Raw genomic sequence first — 21646 nt, 5'->3', positions numbered from 1 at the left:
CCATGGCCCGTGTTTCCCTGCTCAGCCTGCCGCTCGCCGCGCCACCGCTCAATGGTCGGCGGCTTTGGCCAACCCTGAGCCAGCAGCTTTTGCCCTGGCTGCTGCCACTCAGCCTGTTTGCGTTGTGGTGGCTGGCCAGCCGCAATCAATGGATGAGTGAACAGATCCTGCCGGCACCGTCGCTGGTCTGGAACAGTGCGGTGGAGCTGTCGCATGGCGAACTGTGGAGCCATTTGTGGATCAGCCTGCAACGCCTGTTCTGGGGCCTGCTTGCCGGGATCACCGCGGGCGCGGTATTGGGCGCGGCGCTGGGCTTCAACCGCACGCTCGAACGCCTGGTGTTCCCGACATTCGCCGGCTTGGCGCAAGTCCCGACGCTGGCGTGGATTCCCCTGTTCATGGTGTTTTTCGGCATCGGCGAAGTGTTGAAACTGGTGGTGCTGATCAAGGCCATCGTGGTGCCGGTGACCCTGCACACGCTGGTGGGTGTGCGTGATGCACAACCCAGGCTGCGTGAAGTCGCTACGGTGCTGCGCCTTCCGCCACGATTGCTGATCCGCCGCCTGGTGCTGCCCGCCGCACTGCCCGCCTTCATGGCCGGCGTACGCCTGGCGCTGGCCGCAGGCTGGACGTCACTGCTCGCCGTCGAACTGCTCGCCTCCAGCGAAGGCATCGGTTTCCTGATGGTCTGGGCGCGACAGCTGTTCATGCTCGACATCGTGTTTGTCTGCATCGTCGTGATCGGCCTGATCGGCGTGGTCATGGATCGCGGCATCGGCCTGCTGGACAAGAAGCTGGTGCACTGGCCGCATCCGGCCACGGCTGAAATCCGCCGTGGCCCGAAATATCAAGGCTGGCAGCGCCTGCAACCCTGGTTGCTGCCATTGGCGTTGCTGTTGGTGTGGCAACTGGCGACGAATCAGCAATGGGTCGACGCCAACATCCTGGTCAGCCCGCTGGCGGTGCTGGCAACCACCGGGAACGGTTTGCTCGACGGTGCGCTGATCAGCGGCATGGCCCTGAGCCTGGGTCGCACCCTCGGCGGCCTGTTGCTCGGCGGCGGCCTCGGCTTTGCCCTGGGCTTGTTGCTGGGACTGTCGCGCACCAGCGAACGAGTACTCGGCCCGAGCCTCGCCGCCCTGCGTCAGATCGCGATTTTCGCCTGGGTGCCGCTGCTCACCGCATGGTTCGGCCTGGGCGAACTGGCCAAATGGGTGTTCGTTGCCCTCGCCGCGTTTTTCCCCTTGTTCATCGCCACCCAACGCAGCGTCGCCAATCTCTCGCCGCAATTGAACGAGGCCGCCCGAGTGCTGCGCCTGAATCTGCGGCAACGCCTCGGTCGCCTGGTGCTGCCGGGGGCCGCACCCGGGATTTTCGCCGGGCTTCGGTTGAGCCTGATCTACGCCTGGCTGGGCACCATCGGCGCCGAATACTTCATGCCGTCCAACGGCGGCATCGGCAGCCAGATGATCGGCGCCCAACAACTGCTGCGCATGGACCTGATCATGGCCGGCATGTTGCTGGTCGGCCTGACCGGCGCCCTGCTCAACCTCATTGGCCAACGCCTCGAAACTCGTGCCACCCGCTGGAGACACGCATGAACGCACCCATTGTCAGCTTCAACCACGTGGGCAAAACCTTCGACGTCGACGGTTTTGAACTGGAGGCCATTCGCGAATTCAACCTGGACATCGCCGAGGGTGAATTCGTCGCCATCGTCGGCTCCAGCGGCTGTGGAAAATCCACTTTGCTGCGGCTGCTGGTAGGCCTCGATACGCAGTTTCGCGGGCAGATCAGTGTCGATGGCAAAGCCGTCACCGGCATCGGCGGCGAGCGAGGCATCGTCTTTCAGGAGCACCGTCTGTTTCCCTGGCTGACGGTGGCGGACAACATCGGCCTGGGCTTGGTCAACGAGCCATTGAGCGCTGATGAAAAGCAAAAACGCATCAGTGATTTCATTGACCTGGTGGGCCTGCGCGACTTCAGCCGCGCCTATCCACACCAGCTCTCCGGCGGCATGGCGCAACGGGTGGCGATCGCTCGCGGCCTGGTGGCCAGCCCACGGATCCTGCTGCTGGACGAACCCTTCGGTGCCCTCGATGCCCTGACCCGTCAACAGATGCAGGACGAACTGCTGGCGATCCGCGCACGGGCAAAAATCACCACGATCCTGGTCACCCACGATGTCGAGGAAGCGATCTTCCTCGCCGACCGCGTAGTGGTGATGGAGCCGCGTCCCGGACGCATCAAGCAAGTGGTCGACATCGCCCTGCCTCATCCGCGTCTGCGCAGCAGTTTCGACTTCCACCAGCTGCGCGAAGAACTGCTGCACGAACTCACCAGCGACGACCACTACCAACCACCGGTACCGGTGCAGGTGCGTGACTTGCCGTTGTCTTTCATTGCCTGCTGAACAGGAGATTCTTGATGCCGCAACGCCCCAACTTTCTGGTGATTCTGGCCGATGATCTTGGCTTTTCCGATCTCGGCGCATTCGGCGGCGAGATCGCCACGCCGAACCTCGATGCCCTGGCCAACAACGGCCTGCGCCTGACCGATTTCCACACCGCGCCCACCTGCTCGCCGACGCGTTCGATGCTGCTGACCGGCACCGATCACCACATCGCCGGCATCGGCACCATGGCCGAAGCACTGACGCCGGAGCTGATCGGCAAACCCGGTTACGAGGGTTACTTGAACGACCGCGTCGTCGCCTTGCCCGAGCTGCTGCGCGAGGCCGGTTACCAGACCTTGATGAGCGGCAAATGGCATCTGGGCCTGACCGCTGAACTGGCGCCCCATGCCCGGGGTTTCGAGCGTTCGTTCTCGCTGCTGCCGGGCGCCGCCAACCATTACGGTTTCGAACCGACCTATGACGAACACACGCCGGGCCTGCTGAAATCCACCCCGGCGCTGTACATCGAAGACGATCAATTCATCGATGAACTGCCCAAGGATTTCTACTCCTCCGATGCCTTCGGCGACAAGCTGCTGCAATACCTCAAGGAGCGCGATCAGACCCGGCCGTTCTTCGCTTATCTGCCGTTTTCCGCGCCGCACTGGCCGTTGCAGGCACCTGCCGATGTGGTGGAGAAATATCGCGGCCGCTATGACGCAGGCCCTGAAGTGCTGCGCCTGGAACGCCTGGAAAAACTCAAGACCCTGGGGCTGATCGATGCAGAGGTAGAACCGCATCCGCTGATCCAGCTCAGCGCCCAATGGGATGCCTTGAGCGACGAACAACGGCAGATTTCCGCACGGGCCATGGAGGTCTATGCGGCGATGGTCGAGCGCATGGACTGGAACATCGGTCGCGTCGTCGAATACCTGCGCAACCAGGGGCAGTTGGACAACACGTTCATCCTGTTCATGTCCGATAACGGCGCCGAAGGTGCGCTGCTGGAAGCCTTCCCGAAATTCGGCCCGCAGCTGCTGACCTACCTCAACCAGCATTACGACAACAGCCTGGACAACATCGGCCGCGCCAACTCGTACGTCTGGTACGGGCCGAACTGGGCGCAAGTGGCGACCGCGCCTTCGCGGCTGTTCAAGGCGTTCACCACTGAAGGCGGGATTCGGGTACCGGCGTTGGTGCATTACCCGCAACTGCCGCTCAAGGGGCAGATCAGCCATGGTTTTGGCACGGTGATGGACATCACGCCGACCATCCTCGACCTTGCCGGGGTGCGTCATCCGGGCAAGCAATGGCGGGGCAAGCCCGTGGCGCCGTTGCGGGGCAAGTCATGGCTGGGATTTCTGTCGGGCGAAACGGCGCAGGTGCATGACGAGCACACTGTGACGGGTTGGGAGTTGTTCGGGCGGCGGGCGATTCGCCAGGGGCAATGGAAAGCGGTGTTCATTCCGGGGCCGGTGGGGCCGGCGACCTGGCAGCTTTATGATTTGGGCAGCGATCCGGGGGAGATCCATGACCTGGCGCTGAGCCAGCCCGAGAAGCTCGAGTTGCTGATCGGGCATTGGCAGAAATATGTCGATGAGACCGGGGTGATTTTGAGTGAGTCGCCGTTTCAGCCGGATTGATGCTGTTTGATCCACCGCTTTCGCGGGCAAGCCCGCTCCTACAGGATTTTCGCGATCCTTGTAGGAGCTGGCTTGCCAGCGAAGAGGCCCTCAGACGCGCACACCCTCCACAGCCTGCCCCTCTACTTCTTGCTTGCGAACAAACCGGTTCGCCCGCGCAAACGTGCCGAAATCATTGAACCGCACCCCCATCTCACGCATCACCTTGTGCGCCACCGGCACGGTCATCTGGCGGATGTAGAACGGTTCCTTCACCACAAAGTGATGAATCCCGTGGCTGCTACCGAAGTTGAAGCAGAACGCCTGCAACGGCCACAGCCACCAGGCGTTCAGCACCTGGCACTGCTGCATCACGTTGCCTGGCTCGATGTCACCGTAGTAGTGCATGTTGGAGCTGATGAAGTGCAGGCAGAAAGTGCGCAGCACGTTCGGGCCGATGATCACCACCGCGGCGATATCGATCACGCTCATCACCGACAACGTGGTCGCCGACCACTCGATCGGCGTGCCCATCAGGTACGCGATGCCGTTCGCGGCGTGGAAGCCGAGAAACACGTACCACGCGCCCCAGTGCATCAGCGCCAGCGGTGCGTAGACCTTCAGGGTGCGCTGGATGATGCTGAACTTCATCGCCCAGGTCTTGGCCCGCAGCATGCGGATGAACGACGACATGATGTTGTCGCCAATCATCAACAACCGCGCGAAACCCCAAGGCTCGCCGTTGGTGATGGCACGCTCTTCCATATCGGTTTCTGAGCCGGATACCTTGTGGTGGTTGAGGTGCAGGTGACGACGAATCCACGGATTGATCGTGCTCGGACGCGCCAGCCAGACCAGGCCCATCATCAGGTTGTGCGGGACCCGCTGCTTTCGAAAGTACATGCTGTGAATCAGGTCGTGCTCGAGTTCGTGGGTCAGGGAAGCGAAAAAAGCATTGAGCAGCAAGCACACCCACCAGGCCATGTAGCCCTCGATGTAGAGCGCCGCGGACCCAATCATGCCGGCAAGCGCAAAGGCCAGGATGCCAGCGCCCAAGGCGTCCTGATGCTTGAGAATCGGGTAGCGCTCGCGCAGCTCGACGCCCTTGGCCAGCACTATTTGGCGAATATGTGCTGATCGTTCAGCTGCATTCAGTCGCTGGGGACTTGCAGAAGTACCTTGCATGCTTCCATCCTCTGGTTATTGATGTTCGCATCCTGCCCGCTTCACTCGCCTGGAGCGGTAGCCGAGAACGCCAACCTGTTGACCGGAAGCGCCAATCAGCATGACTGAACCGACCTCCCTCGCCAGCTGGACCCGCGCCCTGCGCAAACAACTCGACGCCTTGGGTCTCGACAGCACCGCCCTGTGCCAGCAGGCCGGGCTCGACCCGCAACTGATGGACGACCCGAACGCCCGTTATCCGTTGTCCGGCACCACACGCCTGTGGGAAATCGCGGTGCAGGTCAGCGGCGACCCGGCGATTGGCCTGCGCGTCTCGCGCTTCGTCAGCCCCACGACCTTCCACGCGCTCGGTTATGCACTGGTGGCCAGCGGCAGCCTGCGGGAAGTCTTCGAGCGCATCGTGCGCTATCACCAGGTGGTCAGCGACGCTTTGGAGCTGGAACTGACCCGCGCCGATGACCGCTACTGTTTCCATCTGAAAATCCCGCCAGGCAATCCAGCCCCGGCCTTCGAAGCCATCGACGCCTTCGTGGCGATTTATGTGCGCACTTGCCGCAATCGCCTGGGCCGCGACTATGCGCCGCTGGCGGTGTACTTGCGTCGCCCTGAGCCCGCGGACCCGCACCAATGGCACAAGGTATTTCGCTCACCGGTGTATTTCGCCACCGGCGAGGATCGGCTGGAATTCGCGCTGACGGATTTCGACAGTCACCTGGACGACGCCAACCCGGAACTGGCCGAACACAACGAAACCGTGCTCAACCGCACCCTGGCGCAACTCAAACCGCTGACGTGGGAGCGCAAGGTCCGCGACGCCATTGAAGAGCAATTGCCGGAAGGCGAACCCAGCGCCGAACACATCGCCAAGGCCCTGCACCTGAGCCTGCGCAGCCTGCAACGGCACCTGGCGGATGAGGGTTGCCGCTTCGATACGCTGCTCAACGAAAGCCGCGAAAACCTGGCGTTGCTGCACCTGCGCGACCCGCAGTGCTCATTGAGTGAGATCAGCTATTTGCTGGGGTTTGCCGATACCAGCAGCTTCAGCCGCGCGTTCAAGCGCTGGACGGGGATGACGCCGGGGCAGTTTCGGGATGGGTTGCGCTGACAGACTCAGGCTGTCTGTTCTTGCCCCTTCGCGGGCAAGCCCGCTCCTACAGGGTGGTCAGTGTCCGCAAGCGTTCGGCATCCAGGATCTCGATCTCACCATACCCCAGATTCAGAATCCCCTGCCCCTGCAAATCCTTGAGGATCTGGTTGGTGGTCTGGCGCGACAGCGACAACATGGCGGCAAGCTGCTCTTGTGGCAGTTGCAGGACGCGCCGTGGTTCGTCGAGCTGGCCGTAGCCTTCGGCGATCATCAGCAGGCGATGGGCTAGCCTGGCCGGGGCCGGCAACAGGCTCAGCTGCTCGAGATTGATGAAGGTCATGCGCAGTTTCTGGCTCATCAGCAATGCCAGTTGCCGCCAGTGCCCGGGCTGCTCGTCGAGCATCTTGAGCAACACGGTTTGCGGGATGTGCAACAGCGTGCTCTGCCCCACGCCAAACGCATCATGGGTACGCGGCTGACCGTCGAACAGGCAGATTTCGCCAAACCAGTTCGGCGATTCCACCAGGCCCAGCAATGCCTCCTTGCCCTGTTCGTTCACGGCGCCGACGCGTACCGCGCCTTCAAGCACCGCGTACAGGCCACACGGCGGGTCGCCACGCTGGAACAGGCACTGACCCGCTGACAGGTGCCGCACCCGCGCAGCATTGAGCAGACTATCCTGTAGGGACACAGGTAGATGGCTGAACCACTGACCACGCATCAGGCGAGCACGCCAGACCTGCTTATCCATGAAAACTCCTAGAGATTGTCGCCTGGCTGACAGAGCGTGAAACGGCCCCAAGGCATGATCAGTCACCCTACAGGAGGAATAACAATGAAAAAAAGCCTCGTTGACCATCTCAGTCAATACGCCGCCTACCACCGCGACCCGCGCAACATCGCCAGCCACTTCATCGGCATTCCATTGATCGTCGTGGCAGTAGCGGTATTGCTGTCCCGTCCACAATGGGCTGGGGGCTGGCTTTCACCAGCGGTGCTGGTGTCTTTGGCGTCGGCGTGGTTCTACCTGCGCCTGGAGTTGCGCCTCGGCCTGTTGATGACGGTGTTGCTGGGGCTGTGCGTTTGGGCAGGTCATGCACTGGCGCAGCAAAGCACGCTGGTCTGGCTGGCGAGCGGCGTCGGGATGTTTGTGATCGGCTGGGCGATTCAGTTTGTCGGGCATCACTACGAGGGACGCAAGCCGGCGTTTGTCGATGATGTGACGGGGTTGATTGTCGGGCCGTTGTTTGTGGTGGCTGAGTTGGCGTTTTTGCTGGGGTTGCGGCATGCCCTGAAAGAGCAGATCGAGGCGCGGGCGGGGGGTGTGCGGGTCAATCCGAATCGCGCTGCGGCGTAAGACGCCATCGCGAGCAGGCTCACTCCCACAGGGGTTTTCGGTCGGTCACATAACATGTGTACAACACCGGTCCCCTGTAGGAGTGAGCCTGCTCGCGATGCTCTTGCTGTTAGATGTTGGCGACTTTCTGCCAGACCTTCGGTTTGAAGAACAGGGTCTCGCCCTTCGCCAGGCCGATCAGGCTGTCGTGATCCTTCACCACTTCAGCCTCGATCAAATCACTTTGCCCTTCAACCTTGAGTGTCACGCGAGTGGTCGCGCCCAGCGGACGGATATCCCGCACTTCGGCCGCATGGTGATCTTCCAGTTCATGCCGCGACAGCGACACTTCGTGCGGACGGAACAGCACGTGATTGTCTTCGCCCAGATGCAGGCGGTTCGAATCGCCGAGGAAGTGATAGACGAAATCGCTGGCCGGATTTTCGTAGACGTCGCCCGGTGAACCGATCTGCTCGATCACGCCCTTGTTCATCACCACGATGCGATCAGCGACTTCCATCGCCTCTTCCTGGTCGTGGGTCACGAACACCGAAGTCAGGTTGATGTCTTCGTGCAGGCGCGCCAGCCAGCGACGCAGCTCCTTGCGGACCTTGGCATCGAGGGCGCCGAAGGGTTCGTCGAGCAGCAGCACTTTCGGTTCCACCGCCAAGGCGCGGGCCAAGGCGATACGCTGACGCTGGCCACCGGAAAGTTGTTCCGGGTAGCGATCCGACAACCAGTCCAGCTGCACCATGTTCAGCAGTTCGTGCACCTTGGTTGCGATCTGGCTTTCGCTCGGGCGCTGGTTCTTCGGCTTCATGCGCAGGCCGAACGCGACGTTGTCGAACACCGTCATGTGGCGGAACAAGGCGTAGTGCTGGAACACGAAACCGACGTTGCGGTCACGCACGTCGTGGCCGGAGACGTCTTCGCCGTGGAACACGATGTTGCCCTGGTCCGGGGTTTCCAGGCCGGCAATGATCCGCAGCAACGTGGTCTTGCCGCAACCGGATGGGCCAAGCAGCGCCACCAGCTCACCGCTCTGAATGTCCAGGCTGATGTCATTCAGCGCCTTGAACGCATTGAAATTCTTGCTGACATTACGCACTTCGATCGACATGAAATCATTCCTCCGCGGCGCTGGCGCGCAGGCGGTTAATACGGTTTTCGCTCCACTGCTTCAGCAGCAGGATGAAGAGCGCCAGGATCAGCAACAGGCTCGCCACGGCGAACGCGGCCACGTGGTTGTATTCGTTGTAGAGGATCTCGACGTGCAACGGCAAGGTGTTGGTCACCCCGCGAATGTGCCCGGACACCACCGACACCGCACCGAATTCACCCATGGCCCGCGCGGTACAGAGCACCACGCCGTAGATCAGGCCCCATTTGATGTTGGGCACGGTGACGTGCCAGAACATCTGCCAGCCATTGGCCCCGAGCAAACGCGCGGCCTCCTCTTCCTGAGTGCCCTGTTCCTGCATCAGCGGGATCAGCTCGCGGGCCACGAACGGCACGGTGACAAAAATCGTCGCCAGCACGATGCCCGGCAAGGCGAAGACGATCTGGATGTCGTGATCCTGCAACCACGGGCCGAACAGCCCCTGGGCGCCGAACATCAGCACATAGACCAGGCCGGCGATAACCGGCGATACCGAGAACGGCAGGTCGATCAGGGTCACCAGCATGCTTTTGCCGCGGAACGAGTACTTGCTCACGCACCACGCGGCGCTGACGCCGAACACCAGGTTCAACGGCACCGAAATCAATACGGCAATCACCGTGAGTTTCAGCGCCGACAGTGCGTCGGGTTCGAAGATCGCGGTGAAGAACGCACCCAGGCCATTTTTCAAACCCTGGGACACCACGATGAACAGCGGCAGCAACAGGAACAGCGCAAAAATCAGCCAGCCAAGGCCGATCAGGATTCGCCGCGAGGTTGCACTGCCACGGCGGGCAGCGTTGGCCGAAGAGGCGGCAGCAATAGACGATTGGGACATTGTTCGCGCCTCCTTATGGGGTTTCGATGCGCCGCTGCAGCAAGTTGATCAGCAGCAACAGAATGAAGGAAACCACCAGCATCAGTACACCAATGGAGGTAGCGCCGGTGTAATCGTATTGGTCGAGCTTGACCATGATCAGCAGTGGCAGGATCTCGGTTTTCATCGGCATGTTGCCGGCGATGAAAATCACCGAACCGTACTCGCCGACCCCGCGGGCAAAGGCCAGGGCGAAACCGGTGAGCCAGGCCGGAAGCAGTGCGGGCAACAGGATATGCCGGGCAACCTGCCAGGGTTTGGCACCCAGGCACGCCGCCGCTTCTTCCACTTCACGGGGAATATCAGCCAAAACCGGCTGTACCGTACGTACTACGAATGGAAGTGTCACAAAAGTGAGGGCAAGGGTGATGCCCAGAGGGGTGTAGGCAATCTTGAAACCCAGATCCGCTGCAAACTGCCCCACCAACCCTGTGGGGGTATACAGCGCGGTCAGCGCAATACCGGCCACGGCGGTGGGCAATGCGAAGGGCAAGTCGATCATCGCATCGATGACTTTGCGTCCAGGGAAGGTATAGCGCACCAGCACCCAGGCCAGCAGCGTGCCGATGATTCCGTTGATGATCGCGGCGTACAGGGCGGTGCCGAAGCTCAGCTTCAACGCTGCCAGCACCCGTGGCGCCGAAATGATTGCCCAGAACTGATCCCAGGTGAGTTGAGCGGCATGCACGAACATCGCCGCCAGTGGAATGAGCACAATCAGGCTGAGGTACACCAAGGTGTAGCCCAGCGTCAGCCCGAAGCCGGGTATGACGGGGGAGATACGACGCGACATAAAAGTCCTTGGTTGAGAATGCACAAAGCCTCGAATCGCGATTCGAGGCTCCTTGATGGCTATTTAAGATTACTGCGCCTGGTAAATCTGGTCGAATACGCCGCCGTCGTTGAAGAATTTCGGCTGCGCGGTTTTCCAGCCGCCGAAGTCTTTGTCGATGGTGACCAGGTCCAGTTTCGGGAACTGCTGGGCGTATTTGGCAGCCACATCCTTGTCACGTGGACGATAGAAGTTTTTCGCGGCAATTTCCTGGCCGGCAGGGCTGTAAAGGTGCTTGAGGTAGGCTTCGGCGATCTGCTCGTTGCCCTTTTTCTCGGCGTTCTTGTCGACCACGGCCACTGGGGGCTCGGCAAGGATCGACAGCGAAGGCACGACGATCTCGAACTTGTCGGCGCCGCCATCTTCTTTCAGTGCCAGGAACGCTTCGTTTTCCCAGGCCAGCAACACGTCACCCTGACCGTTGTTGACGAAGGTGATGGTCGAACCACGAGCACCGGTGTCCAGTACCGGCACGTGCTTGAACAGGGTCTGCACGTATTCCTTGGCCTTGGCTTCGTCACCGCCGTTGGATTTCAGGCCATAGGCCCAGGCCGCGAGGAAGTTCCAGCGCGCACCGCCGGAGGTTTTCGGGTTCGGGGTGATCACCGATACGTCGTTCTTGACAAGGTCGCCCCAGTCCTTGATGCCTTTAGGGTTGCCCTTGCGCACCAGGAACACGATGGTCGAGGTGTATGGCGTGCTGGCTTCCGGCAGGCGCTTCTGCCAGTCGGCCGGAAGGGTCTTGCCGAGCTTGGCGATTTCGTCGATGTCGCCGGCCAGGGCCAAGGTCACCACATCGGCGCGCAGGCCGTCGATCACCGCCCGGCCCTGCTTGCCCGAGCCACCGTGGGACTGCTGGATTTTCACGCTGTCGCCGGGATTACTTTTCTTCCAGTAATTGACGAATTCAGCGTTGTAATCCTGGTACAGCTCGCGGGTAGGATCGTACGACACGTTGAGCAGTTCGTAATCCTTGGCAACGGCGGAACCGGCAAACAGGGCGCTGGCCAGGGCGGCCAAAGCGAAATGGCGAATCGACGACATGGTGAAAGCTCCTGGAATTCTATTGTGCTGGCTAGTTTTTATGGATTTCTGGAATCGCGGTGTCGGTTCAAAGATCGCAACCTTCGCCAGCTTGCACTCCCCTGTAGAAGTTGGCGCAGGTTGCGATCCGTTGATCTTTCGCTTCAGCCCGGCTTATTGCCCGGCTGCTGCAAGCGGAATTTTTCCTTGCGTTCGATCTGGACCACCTGGGCGTTGTGCACGGTGATTTCCACCGCACCAAACCGCAGGTCGCGCAGGGCGCTCTGGATTTCGCGCAGGATGGTTGCTTCGTCCTGGCCGTCAACGCTACGTAGAGATGCGCTCATGGTGCTGCTCCTTCGACTGAGAGGTTGCCTGGCAGTGGCGGCACTGCTTGCGGCGTGAGACCAATAGTAGAGAGGCGCTGATATTCTTAAAAAGACTATTTAAGAATGTTTATATAACCAGAAGACATTACTTGATGGGACAAGGGTTTGCGGCGCAGAAGATCAAAAGATCGCAGCCTTCGGCAGCTCCTACAGAGATACGCGATCCTCTGTAGGAGCTGCCGAAGGCTCGGGCCGCGATCGGACGATCTTTTAGCGATTAACGAGTCCAATCCAACTGCATCGCCGGCACCGGCCGCCCAAACCAGTAACCCTGCCCTAGATGGCTGCCGTGTTCGAGCAGGAACGCCGCCTGCTCGACTTGCTCGATGCCTTCGGCTTGCACCTGCATGCCCATGCTCTGCGCCAGGGCGATAATGACTCGCACGATGGCCGCGTCATCCTCATCCAGCGGCAATCCGGCGACAAAACCCTGGTCGATCTTGAGTTTCTGTACCGGCAGGCGCTTGAGCCGCAACAGCGACGAATAACCGGTGCCGAAATCATCGATGGCCAGTTGCACGCCCAATTCACGCAGCCGGTGCATTTGCTCAAGCGCAATCTCTGGATCTTCCATCACCGCGCTCTCGGTAACTTCCAGCTCCAGGGAGGCCGGGTCCAGGCCGGTTTCGCGCAGCACCTGCGCAACCTGTTGGTAGAGTTCACGGCCGGCGAACAGACGCGATGACACATTCACCGCGACAAACGACAACGCCACGCCCGCCTGCTGCCATCGGCACATCTGCTCACAGGCCTGGCGCATCACCCAGGCGTCGATCTGTGCGATCAGCCCGGTCCGCTCGGCAACCGGAATGAATTGCGCAGGTGACACCATGCCGCGCAGCGGATGCTCCCAACGCACCAGCGCCTCGACGCCGACCAGGCGACGGGTCTTGAGATCGTGAACCGGCTGGTAAAACACCCGTAGCTCGTCCTGCTCAAGCGCCCTGCGCAGCTCAGAGGCGGTCTCGACCCGCTGCTGGGCATGGGCCGTCAACTCTTCGGTGTACAGGGCATAGCCATTGCGCCCGGCGCTCTTGGCCTTGAACAGCGCCGAGTCGGCGTTGCGCAACAACTGCTCGGCACTCAATGCATCACTGGGGAACTGGCTGATACCGATACTGGCGTTGATGAACAGCCGATGCCCATGAATGTCGAAAGGCTCCTTGAGGCCCTCGATGATCCGCTGGGCCAGCGCCGCGGCCTGCATCAGTTGCGGACAGCTTTCGGCCAGCACGGCGAACTCATCGCCCCCCAGGCGCGCCAGGGTGACCCCAGGGTCGAACATGGCACTCAAGCGTTCGGCCACCGCCTTGAGCAATTGGTCACCCATCGAGTGCCCGAGGCTGTCGTTGATCATCACGAAGTGATCCAGATCGATCATCAGCAAGGCACAGCCACGCTTGTGGATCTGCGCCGATGCCAGGGCTTGCGTGGCGCGGTCGGTGAACAGCAGGCGATTGGGCAGGCCGGTGAGCGGATCGTGATGAGCCAGGTGCCTTAACTCATGTTCCGAGTCCTTGATCGCGCTGATGTCGGAAAACACCGCGACGAATTGACTGCAACGCCCCTGGTCATCGTGAATGATGCGGATGGTTTGCCATTGCGGGTAGATTTCGCCGCTTTTGCGGCGGTTCCAGATTTCCCCGCTCCACTCGCCGACGCTGTTGAGCGTGGCGAACATCGCCTGGTAGAACGCGGGTGGATGATGCCCCGACTTGAACAGGCTGGGCTTGCGCCCCAGCACTTCTTCACGCTGATAGCCGGTGATCGCCATGAAGGCGCGGTTCACATGCACGATCAGCCCTTGATGATCGGTGACCAACACCCCTTCACGGGTGCAGTCGAACACGGCGGCGGCCTGGCGCAGACGCTCACGGTCCTCGCTTCGTTCACGCAATTTCGCGCCGACGCCCAGGCAACGCAACAGTCGTGCACGGGCAATGAAGATCACGCCTGCACTCAATACCACCCAGACATAACCGTTGATCAGTTGCCAGCGTAAGCGCTCGGCCGAGTTATCGAATAAACTGCTCAATAAATAGCCACTGAGCAGCATCCAGACCACGGAAATCAGCAGGTAAAGCAGCGCTGCACGCATGGCATCGCGATAGCTGGCAGACATAAGGCTGTCCATGTCCCTACGAAAAAGTCGCGATTATAGTTTATAGACACATCCTGCCACTCATATCTGAAAGGGCGACTGGTTTTATCTGTCCGCTTAGTGATAATGCATCGGCTGTTTTTTTCTTTTTCGAGGGCCCTATAGCCTATGTGGTACGAAGGTTTTCTCGGCTTGTCGCCCTGGTCACTGGTGGCAGTCACCCTGCTGATGACCCACGTCACGATTATCGGCGTCACGGTCTATCTGCATCGTTATTCAGCCCACCGCTCGCTTGAGTTGAATGCTGGCCTGAAACATTTCTTCCGCTTCTGGCTGTGGTTGACCACGGCGCAGAACACCCGCGAGTGGACCGCCATCCACCGCAAGCATCACGCCAAATGCGAAACCGTCGATGACCCGCACAGCCCGGTGATCAAGGGCCTGTTCACCGTTCTGCGCAAAGGCGCCGAACTGTACCGCGCCGAAGCGGAAAACCCCGAGACCCTGCGCATCTACGGCAAGAACTGCCCGGACGACTGGATCGAACGCAACGTCTACACCCGCTTTCCACTGCTGGGCGTGGCGATCATGGCCGTTATCGACCTGCTGCTGTTCGGCACCATCGGCATCACCATCTGGGCCGTCCAGATGATGTGGATCCCGGTGTGGGCCGCCGGTGTGGTCAATGGCCTGGGCCATGCCGTCGGTTACCGCAACTTCGAGTGCCGCGATGCGGCGACCAACCTGGTGCCCTGGGGCATCCTGATCGGTGGTGAAGAGCTGCATAACAACCATCACACCTACCCTAACTCGGCAAAACTGTCGGTGAAGAAGTGGGAATTCGATCTGGGCTGGGCCTGGATCCAGGTGTTCAGCTTCCTGCGCCTGGCCAAGGTCCAGCGGGTCGCGCCGATTGCCCACCGTGTCGAAGGCAAGGGCAACCTGGACATGGACACCGCCATGGCGATCCTCAACAACCGCTTCCAGATCATGGCCCAGTACCGCAAGCTGGTGATCGGGCCGCTGGTCAAGCAAGAGCTGGAAAAGGTCGATCACTCGGTCCGCCACCAGTTCCACCGCGCCAAGCGCTTGCTCTCGCGCGAAACCAGCCTGCTGGATGACAAGCACCACGTGCGCATCCAGAACATGCTCGAGCACAGCCAGGCGCTGAAGGTAATCTACGAGAAACGCCTGGCCTTGCAGCAGATCTGGGTCAAGACCAGCTCAAATGGCCACGACATGCTGGCTGCCATCAAGGACTGGGTACACGAAGCCGAAGCCAGCGGTATTCAATCGCTGCGCGACTTCGCCGATCAGTTGAAAACCTATTCCCTGCGCCCAAGCGCTACCTGAAACCGTTGATCGGTGCGCCCAATGCCCGGGCGCACCCTTCGGAACTTCGCTCTAAATCCCTTATCTCAATGACACTTCGCCATCCAGGCGGGCTTCGCTGTGGCCGCTTCGAACCCTGAACGGTGCACGCCCTTGAGATTTGGTGCCGATGGTCAACAACCAGCAAGACTCATCACTCACGCAGTGGCCAGAGGCCGCGCAAACCCTGATGGCGCTGATGCACGCCCAAGGCGAGGTGGCGCGCCTGAGCGAACGCGAACAGCTGCTTAACACCTTGCTGGTGAGCGTCAACGCGGTACTGTGGGCATTCAATTGGGAAACCCGCCAGGTGCTGTATGTCAGCCCCGCCTATGAACGGATTTTCGGCCGCAGCGCCGACCTGCTGTTGGCCGACTACAACCAATGGCGCGACAGCATTTACCCCGACGATCTCGAGTACGCCGAGCGCAGCCTGGCGGACGTACTGGACAAAGGTGCCGTCGAAGACCGCGAGTACCGAATCATCAACGCCGACGGCCAACTGCGCTGGCTCAGCGACAAGTGCTTCATCAGCCGGCAGACCGAGCCTGGGCAGCCGGTGATTATTGTCGGCATCGCGGAAGACATCACCGACAAGAAACAGCTGGAGTCCGAACTGCATCGGCTGGCGACCACCGACGCCCTGACCCGCAGCAGCAACCGTCGGCATTTCTTCGAAGGCGCCGACCACGAATTCGAACAGGCACGACAACAGTGCACGCCGCTATCGTTTCTCATGCTGGACATCGATGACTTCAAGGTCATCAACGACACCTACGGCCACCAGGAAGGCGATAACGTGCTTCAGCATATTGCCGACCGCGGCCGCGCTGCACTGCGCCGCGGCGATCTGTTCGGGCGCATTGGCGGCGAGGAATTCGCCGCGGTATTCCCCGGCTGCACGCCGCAGATGGCCCTGCAAGTGGCCGAGCGCTTGCAACGAGAGATCCAGGCGTTGACCTTCAACCACGACGGCCAGACATTCGGCATCACCGTCAGCCAAGGGCTGACCAGCCTCACGGCCGAGGATAAAAGCGTGGAAAGCCTGTTTGCCCGCGCGGATGCGGCGATGTACGAGGCCAAGCGCCAAGGCAAGAACCGGATCATCACGGCCTGACCCGTCCAACACATAACTCCTGTAGGAGCTGGCTTGCCAGCGAAGGCGGTGTATCAGACTCACCGAGTCGTCTGGATTCGCTGGCAAGCCAGCTCCTACAGAGGTCTGCGCAAGCCTTATTTTTTGCGCATCCGCACCAGCTCCGGCAAGCCGATCTTCAGCAGCCGCGCCGTTCGACTATTGGCCAACGCCTCAAGGCCCTCATGCTCGGTCAGGCGCGCCAGTTGCGCCGCCATGTTCATCACCAGGGCCTCGCGGGAGTAAACCCCGCCACCGAGCTGGTAAGCCGCCGCAATCAGCTGCCGCAGCTCCAGCGGCAGACGCCAGCGGGTGCGCAGCGCCGAACCGTAGGCAGCACCGAACTCGGCCAACGCCTCGCCCACTTGCTCCTGCTCGTCCAGGTCACCACCGGCCTGTTTCCACTCCTGCAAACAACGCAGCAACGCCAGGTCGCCCAGCCGATGCAGCATGCCGGCGCAGTAGCAACGTGCCTGATCCAGATCCAGCAAGCGCGCCAGCGTTCGCGCGTACTCAGCCGTGTGCAGCGACAAATCCCAGTAACGCTCGGCATAGTCCGCCAGCTGCGGATCGCTGAGCCGCGCATTGCGCTTGAGTGTCAGGCCCAGGATCAGGTTCATGCTCTGCCCGGTGCCCAGACGGTGAAGCGCCTGGGACAGCGTCTGCACGGCGGTGCCATGGTGCTGGGCGGCGCTGTTGGCAGCGGCGATCAGCACGGCGGTGACCTGTGGATCGGTGCGGATTTCATCTTCCAGCACCGTCAAATCCAGACCATTTGGATTGAGGCTTCGCTTGACCGCCACTTGCACGTCGGTCATCAGCGGCGCGCCTTCCGCCAGTTCGCGACGGCGCTCAAGGAACACGGACAACGTCATGCCCGGCGCCAGCGTTGGCACCTCGCACGATACCTCTTCCCCGGCGTTCAGCAGCAAAGCCTGCAGGCGCTGGGTCAGGCTTGCCATGTTCAGGGGTTTGGTCAGGTACGCGGCGGGAGCCAGCGGCAAGGCCTCACGTACGCTCGCACTGTCGTTGCGGCTGCTCATCAGAATGAAGGGCAACGGTGGATTGCGCTTGCGCTGGCGCACACTGCGCAACACATTCAGGCCGTCGACGCCTGGCAACTCCCAGTCGGCGATGACCAGGTCGTAAGGGTTCGACGCCAGCAACGCCAACGCCTGCTGACCATCGGCACATAGGTCCAGCCGCGCATCGCAGCGAACGTTCAACAACACTTCCTTGAGCAGATCGCGGGTCCATGGGTCGGCCTCGGCGATCAGCACTCTCGGAATCGCGGGTAAAATGACGACTGTCATACAGCTCTCCCTGGCAATGCGTGAACCTTAGCCAAAGCCGGCCATCGGTTACAGCGCTAATACGCGGTTTTACGTTTTAGAGGGCATGAAAAAACCCGCCGAAGCGGGTTTTTTGTGAAGCAGGTCACACTCGGTGATCAGAGCTCGGAGAAGCACTCTTCGATGATCGCCAGGCCTTTATCCAGTTGCTCGTCCGGCGAAGTCAGCGGTACCAGGACGCGCAGAACGTTGCCGTAGGTGCCGCAGGACAGCAGGATCAGACCCTTGTCGCGAGCCTTGGCCACAACAGCTGCCACGGCGGTCGGGTTCGGCTTGTGGCTGTCGCCACCTTCGAACAGCTCGACAGCGATCATCGCACCCAGGGCACGCACTTCGCCGATGACCGGGTACTTGGCCTGGATGGCTTTCAGGCCAGTCACCAGACGCTCGCCGACAGCCTTGCAGCGGTCCAGCAGGTGCTCTTCTTCGAACACTTCCATCACGGCCAGGGCCGCGGCGCAAGCGATCGGGCTACCGGCGTAGGTGCCGCCCAGGCCGCCTGGAGCGATGGCGTCCATGTATTCAGCCTTGCCGCACACACCGGCCAACGGGAAGCCGCCAGCGATGGATTTGGCGAAGGTGGTCAGGTCGGCAGCAACGCCCATCTGTTCCATGGCGAAGAAAGTACCGGTACGGCCTGCGCCGGTTTGTACTTCGTCAGCGATCAGCAGGATGCCGTGCTGGTCGCACAGGGCACGCAGACGCTTCATGAATTCTTTCGGAGCGACGTAGAAACCACCTTCGCCCTGAACCGGCTCGATGATGATGGCAGCGATGTCACGCGGCTCGGCGTCGTTCTTGAAGATGCGCTCGATGCTGGCGATCGAATCGTCGATGCTCACGCCATGCAGTTCGTTCGGGTACAGCGCGCGGAACACGCCGCCTGGCATCAGGCCCATGCCGGCCGAGTAAGGCACGACTTTACCGGTCAGGCCCAGGGTCATCATGGTACGACCGTGGTAAGCGCCGGTGAACGCGATCACGCCAGCACGGCCAGTGGCGGCACGGGCGATCTTGATCGAGTTTTCCACGGCTTCGGAGCCGGTGGTCACCAGCAGGGTTTTCTTGGCGAAATCACCTGGCACCTTGGCGTTGATTTTTTCGCACACTTCTACGTACGGCTCGTAGGCCAGTACCTGGAAGCAGGTGTGGGTCAGCTTGTTCAGCTGCTCGGTCACGGCGGCGATGACTTTCGGGTGCACGTGGCCGGTGTTCAGCACGGCGATACCGCCGGCGAAATCGATGAACTCGCGACCTTCAACGTCGGTCACGGTCGCGTTCTTCGCGGACTCGGCGAAGATCGGGTGAATCTGGCCAACACCACGTGGAACTGCATTGGTACGGCGGGCCATCAAATCAGCGTTAGTCTTGCTCATTACATTCCTCATTCGCCGCTCATCGGTCGGCGTGGTTCAAGGATTAAGCGGCGGGGAAGCAACTGCAGCAGCATGCGATGATCGACTGCTACAGCGTTCCCGGCCACAGAGAAAATTCCGGTTTGAAACGGCGCAAAGGGACAGCGCTCTCGTGCCCTTTGCGTTTGAAGCAATCTCTTACCGGGCTTAGATACCCAGGCAGAGGTATTTGATTTCCAGGTAATCTTCGATGCCGTACTTGGAGCCTTCACGGCCCAGGCCCGAGGCCTTGATGCCGCCGAATGGCGCGACTTCGTTGGAGATCAGACCGGTGTTGACGCCGACCATGCCGTATTCCAGGGCTTCTGCCACACGGAACACGCGACCCAGGTCGCGAGCATAGAAGTACGAAGCCAGGCCGAACTCGGTGTCGTTGGACATCGCGATCACATCGGCTTCGTCTTTGAAGCGGAACAGTGGAGCCAGTGGGCCGAAAGTTTCTTCCTTGGCCACGGCTGCGTTGTTCGGAACGTTGGTCAGGATGGTCGGTTCGAAGAAGTTGCCTTCCATCGGCTTGCCACCGGCCAGTACGGTCGCGCCTTTGCTCAGGGCGTCGGCGATGTGTTCTTGCACCTTGGCTACGGCTTTTTCGTCGATCAGCGGGCCAGTGGTGGTGCCGTCTTCCAGACCGTTACCGATCTTCAGCTTGGCCACGGCCACTTTCAGCTTCTCGGCGAAGGCGTCGTAGACACCGTCCTGAATGTACAGGCGGTTGGCGCAGACGCAGGTCTGGCCGTTGTTGCGGTATTTGGAAATGATCGCGCCTTCGACGGCCTTATCCAGGTCGGCGTCGTCGAACACGATGAACGGTGCGTTGCCGCCCAGTTCCAAGGACACTTTCTTGATGTCCTTGGCGCATTCGGCCATCAGTTGACGACCGATTTCGGTCGAACCGGTGAAGGACAGCTTGCGCACGATCGGGTTGCTGGTCAGCTCGGTACCGATGTCGCCGGCGCTGCCGGAAACAACGCTGAACACGCCAGCCGGGATGCCGGCACGCTGGGCCAGCTCGGCCAAGGCGAAAGCGGAGTACGGGGTTTGCGAAGCAGGCTTGAGCACCATGGTGCAACCGGCGGCCAGGGCCGGGCCAGCTTTACGGGTGATCATTGCCGCCGGGAAGTTCCACGGGGTGATGGCCGCGGTCACGCCGATTGGCTGCTTGATCACGATCAGGCGCTTGTCTGGCTGGTGGCCCGGAATCACGTCACCGTAGATGCGCTTGGCTTCTTCGGCGAACCACTCGATGAAGGAAGCGGCGTAAACGATTTCGCCCTTGGCTTCGGCCAATGGCTTGCCTTGTTCCATGGTCATCAGGCGAGCCAGGTCGTCCTGGTTCTCGATCATCAGTTCGAACCAGCGACGCAGTTTGCCCGCACGTTCCTTGGCGGTCAGTGCACGCCAGGCCGGCAGCGCTTTGTCTGCGGCTTCGATCGCACGGCGGGTTTCGGCAGCACCCATTTTCGGCACGGTGCCCAGGATTTCGCCCGTTGCCGGGTTGTTGACCTTGATCGTCTGACCGTTGTCCGCGTCTACCCACTCGCCATTAATGAAGGCTTGCTGGCGGAACAACTGGGTGTCTTTAAGCTGCATGTCGGCTTTCCTTAACAGCACCGCGCACGCGCGGAGCAAATTATGATTGTAGAAAGGCGCCTCAGTAGGCTGCCGTCAGGGAAATCATTCACCGGGCTGAAGCACATAAATAGCGCACTGATTCAAATCGTGCGGTTCAGCACCCAGACAAGAGCGTTTGAAATCTCAAACGAATCCTAGGATCAAAGGGGGTAAAGGACAATAGCCTGTTCGAAAAAAAGAACGAAAACGCCGCATTTGCTGCTATTTTCTGATCAACGTAGCAAACGCAGGTTACGCTTTTAAAAAACGCATGCGATTCAGCAGCATGGACGCCCGCATTGCATATGCGTATCATGGCGCCCGCTGCACCAGTAGCTCAGCTGGATAGAGTACTGCCCTCCGAAGGCAGGGGTCGTGGGTTCGAATCCCGCCTGGTGCACCATACGTAGAAACGAGAAAGCCTCAGGCCGTAGGGTCTGGGGCTTTTTTGTGGGTCATAAAAAACCGCCGAAGCGGTTTTTTCATTCTGTCGTCCAGTCAAACTCGTCGTACTCATCATCTTCATCGTCCTCGAATTCTTCCTCTTCAAGAACGTCTTCTTCCTCAGCTTCACCCTCTTCCTGCTGGTTCAGCAGAAAATCCTTACGACTCTCGGTAATTGCCCGTCGTAATTCCTCGCCCTTTTCCGGGCAGTTGAGCATTTGGGCGATGCGGTCGATTTTTTTTGTCACGGCATCCTCCAACGCATCGACTATGGCCCGATAGTGCGCGCTTTCGGGCCTTGATGCCAAATTG

Annotated in this window: 19 protein-coding genes and 1 tRNA gene; 8 read left to right on the top strand and 12 right to left on the bottom strand. The window is 60.6% G+C overall.

The window, feature by feature from the left end:
• Window positions 1-2 precede the first annotated feature (2 nt).
• The 3 genes from HFK74_RS12465 to HFK74_RS12455 are packed head-to-tail and all read left to right on the top strand — an operon-like array spanning window position 3 to window position 4038.
• Window positions 3-1601 carry an ABC transporter permease gene (locus tag HFK74_RS12465; RefSeq protein ID WP_180203774.1) on the top strand — a complete coding sequence of 533 codons (1599 nt, stop codon included), beginning with the start codon at window positions 3-5 and terminating at the stop codon, window positions 1599-1601.
• Window positions 1598-2413, top strand: coding sequence for an ABC transporter ATP-binding protein (locus HFK74_RS12460; protein WP_180203773.1), 816 nt, complete (start codon window positions 1598-1600; stop codon window positions 2411-2413). Before HFK74_RS12465 ends, HFK74_RS12460 begins: the two co-directional genes overlap by 4 nt.
• 14 nt (window positions 2414-2427) lie before the next feature.
• Entirely contained in the window at window positions 2428-4038 is a 1611-nt protein-coding gene (locus HFK74_RS12455; RefSeq protein WP_180203772.1) for an arylsulfatase, read from the top strand.
• 90 nt (window positions 4039-4128) lie between these two features.
• Here HFK74_RS12455 and HFK74_RS12450 read toward each other — a convergent pair whose 3' ends face one another.
• Window positions 4129-5202 carry a fatty acid desaturase gene (locus HFK74_RS12450; protein ID WP_180203771.1) on the bottom strand — a complete coding sequence of 358 codons (1074 nt, stop codon included), beginning with the start codon at window positions 5200-5202 and terminating at the stop codon, window positions 4129-4131.
• Between the two features lie 100 nt (window positions 5203-5302).
• Here HFK74_RS12450 and HFK74_RS12445 point away from each other — a divergent pair, with 100 nt between their 5' ends.
• Window positions 5303-6307 (top strand): AraC family transcriptional regulator, encoded by a 1005-nt coding sequence (locus HFK74_RS12445; RefSeq protein WP_008055394.1) that lies wholly within the window; start codon window positions 5303-5305, stop codon window positions 6305-6307.
• A gap of 46 nt (window positions 6308-6353) precedes the next feature.
• Here HFK74_RS12445 and HFK74_RS12440 read toward each other — a convergent pair whose 3' ends face one another.
• Window positions 6354-7040, bottom strand: coding sequence for a Crp/Fnr family transcriptional regulator (locus tag HFK74_RS12440; protein WP_180203770.1), 687 nt, complete (start codon window positions 7038-7040; stop codon window positions 6354-6356).
• Between the two features lie 84 nt (window positions 7041-7124).
• Between HFK74_RS12440 and HFK74_RS12435 the strand changes: the two genes are divergently transcribed.
• A complete protein-coding gene (locus HFK74_RS12435; RefSeq protein ID WP_180203769.1) occupies window positions 7125-7646 on the top strand; it encodes a DUF962 domain-containing protein in 522 nt (173 codons plus the stop codon).
• Window positions 7647-7755: 109 nt separating this feature from the next.
• Here HFK74_RS12435 and HFK74_RS12430 read toward each other — a convergent pair whose 3' ends face one another.
• From HFK74_RS12430 to dibA, 6 genes are all read right to left on the bottom strand, one after another.
• Window positions 7756-8745, bottom strand: a complete 990-nt coding sequence (locus HFK74_RS12430; RefSeq protein WP_008055399.1) for a sulfate/molybdate ABC transporter ATP-binding protein — start codon at window positions 8743-8745, stop codon at window positions 7756-7758.
• Window positions 8746-8749: 4 nt separating this feature from the next.
• Window positions 8750-9622, bottom strand: coding sequence for a sulfate ABC transporter permease subunit CysW (gene cysW, locus HFK74_RS12425; RefSeq protein ID WP_008055400.1), 873 nt, complete (start codon window positions 9620-9622; stop codon window positions 8750-8752).
• Window positions 9623-9635: 13 nt separating this feature from the next.
• Window positions 9636-10454 carry a sulfate ABC transporter permease subunit CysT gene (cysT, locus tag HFK74_RS12420; RefSeq protein ID WP_008055402.1) on the bottom strand — a complete coding sequence of 273 codons (819 nt, stop codon included), beginning with the start codon at window positions 10452-10454 and terminating at the stop codon, window positions 9636-9638.
• 69 nt (window positions 10455-10523) lie between these two features.
• On the bottom strand, window positions 10524-11537 hold the full coding sequence (locus tag HFK74_RS12415) for a sulfate ABC transporter substrate-binding protein (RefSeq protein WP_180203768.1): 1014 nt from the start codon (window positions 11535-11537) through the stop codon (window positions 10524-10526).
• Between the two features lie 143 nt (window positions 11538-11680).
• Window positions 11681-11863 (bottom strand): sulfur starvation response protein OscA, encoded by a 183-nt coding sequence (gene oscA / locus HFK74_RS12410; RefSeq protein WP_007975618.1) that lies wholly within the window; start codon window positions 11861-11863, stop codon window positions 11681-11683.
• Window positions 11864-12122: 259 nt separating this feature from the next.
• A complete protein-coding gene (gene dibA, locus HFK74_RS12405; RefSeq protein ID WP_180203767.1) occupies window positions 12123-14027 on the bottom strand; it encodes a phosphodiesterase DibA in 1905 nt (634 codons plus the stop codon).
• Between the two features lie 147 nt (window positions 14028-14174).
• Here dibA and desA point away from each other — a divergent pair, with 147 nt between their 5' ends.
• Together desA and HFK74_RS12395 are read left to right on the top strand one after the other, a co-directional pair.
• Window positions 14175-15359, top strand: a complete 1185-nt coding sequence (desA, locus tag HFK74_RS12400; protein WP_180203766.1) for a delta-9 fatty acid desaturase DesA — start codon at window positions 14175-14177, stop codon at window positions 15357-15359.
• A 148-nt stretch (window positions 15360-15507) separates the two neighbouring features.
• Window positions 15508-16494, top strand: a complete 987-nt coding sequence (locus HFK74_RS12395; RefSeq protein ID WP_180204142.1) for a sensor domain-containing diguanylate cyclase — start codon at window positions 15508-15510, stop codon at window positions 16492-16494.
• A gap of 116 nt (window positions 16495-16610) precedes the next feature.
• Here the strand turns inward: HFK74_RS12395 and HFK74_RS12390 are convergent, their stop codons facing one another.
• The 3 genes from HFK74_RS12390 to gabD form a co-directional block, all read right to left on the bottom strand.
• The gene (locus HFK74_RS12390) at window positions 16611-17825 is read right to left on the bottom strand and encodes a response regulator (protein WP_180203765.1); all 1215 of its coding nucleotides are present in this window, start codon (window positions 17823-17825) and stop codon (window positions 16611-16613) included.
• Window positions 17826-17962: 137 nt separating this feature from the next.
• On the bottom strand, window positions 17963-19240 hold the full coding sequence (gabT, locus tag HFK74_RS12385; protein ID WP_008055411.1) for a 4-aminobutyrate--2-oxoglutarate transaminase: 1278 nt from the start codon (window positions 19238-19240) through the stop codon (window positions 17963-17965).
• Window positions 19241-19426: 186 nt separating this feature from the next.
• On the bottom strand, window positions 19427-20869 hold the full coding sequence (gene gabD / locus HFK74_RS12380; protein WP_180203764.1) for an NADP-dependent succinate-semialdehyde dehydrogenase: 1443 nt from the start codon (window positions 20867-20869) through the stop codon (window positions 19427-19429).
• Window positions 20870-21216: 347 nt separating this feature from the next.
• Between gabD and HFK74_RS12375 the strand changes: the two genes are divergently transcribed.
• Window positions 21217-21293, top strand: a tRNA-Arg gene (locus HFK74_RS12375).
• A 79-nt stretch (window positions 21294-21372) separates the two neighbouring features.
• Here the strand turns inward: HFK74_RS12375 and HFK74_RS12370 are convergent.
• Window positions 21373-21642: a hypothetical protein gene (locus tag HFK74_RS12370; protein ID WP_180203763.1), complete on the bottom strand. Its 270-nt coding sequence runs from the start codon at window positions 21640-21642 to the stop codon at window positions 21373-21375.
• Window positions 21643-21646: the final 4 nt, after the last annotated feature.

The sequence above is a fragment of the Pseudomonas sp. SbOxS1 genome, from assembly GCF_013416725.1.
In the GTDB taxonomy this organism is placed as follows: domain Bacteria; phylum Pseudomonadota; class Gammaproteobacteria; order Pseudomonadales; family Pseudomonadaceae; genus Aquipseudomonas.
This window is presented reverse-complemented; position numbering and strand designations above follow the sequence as displayed.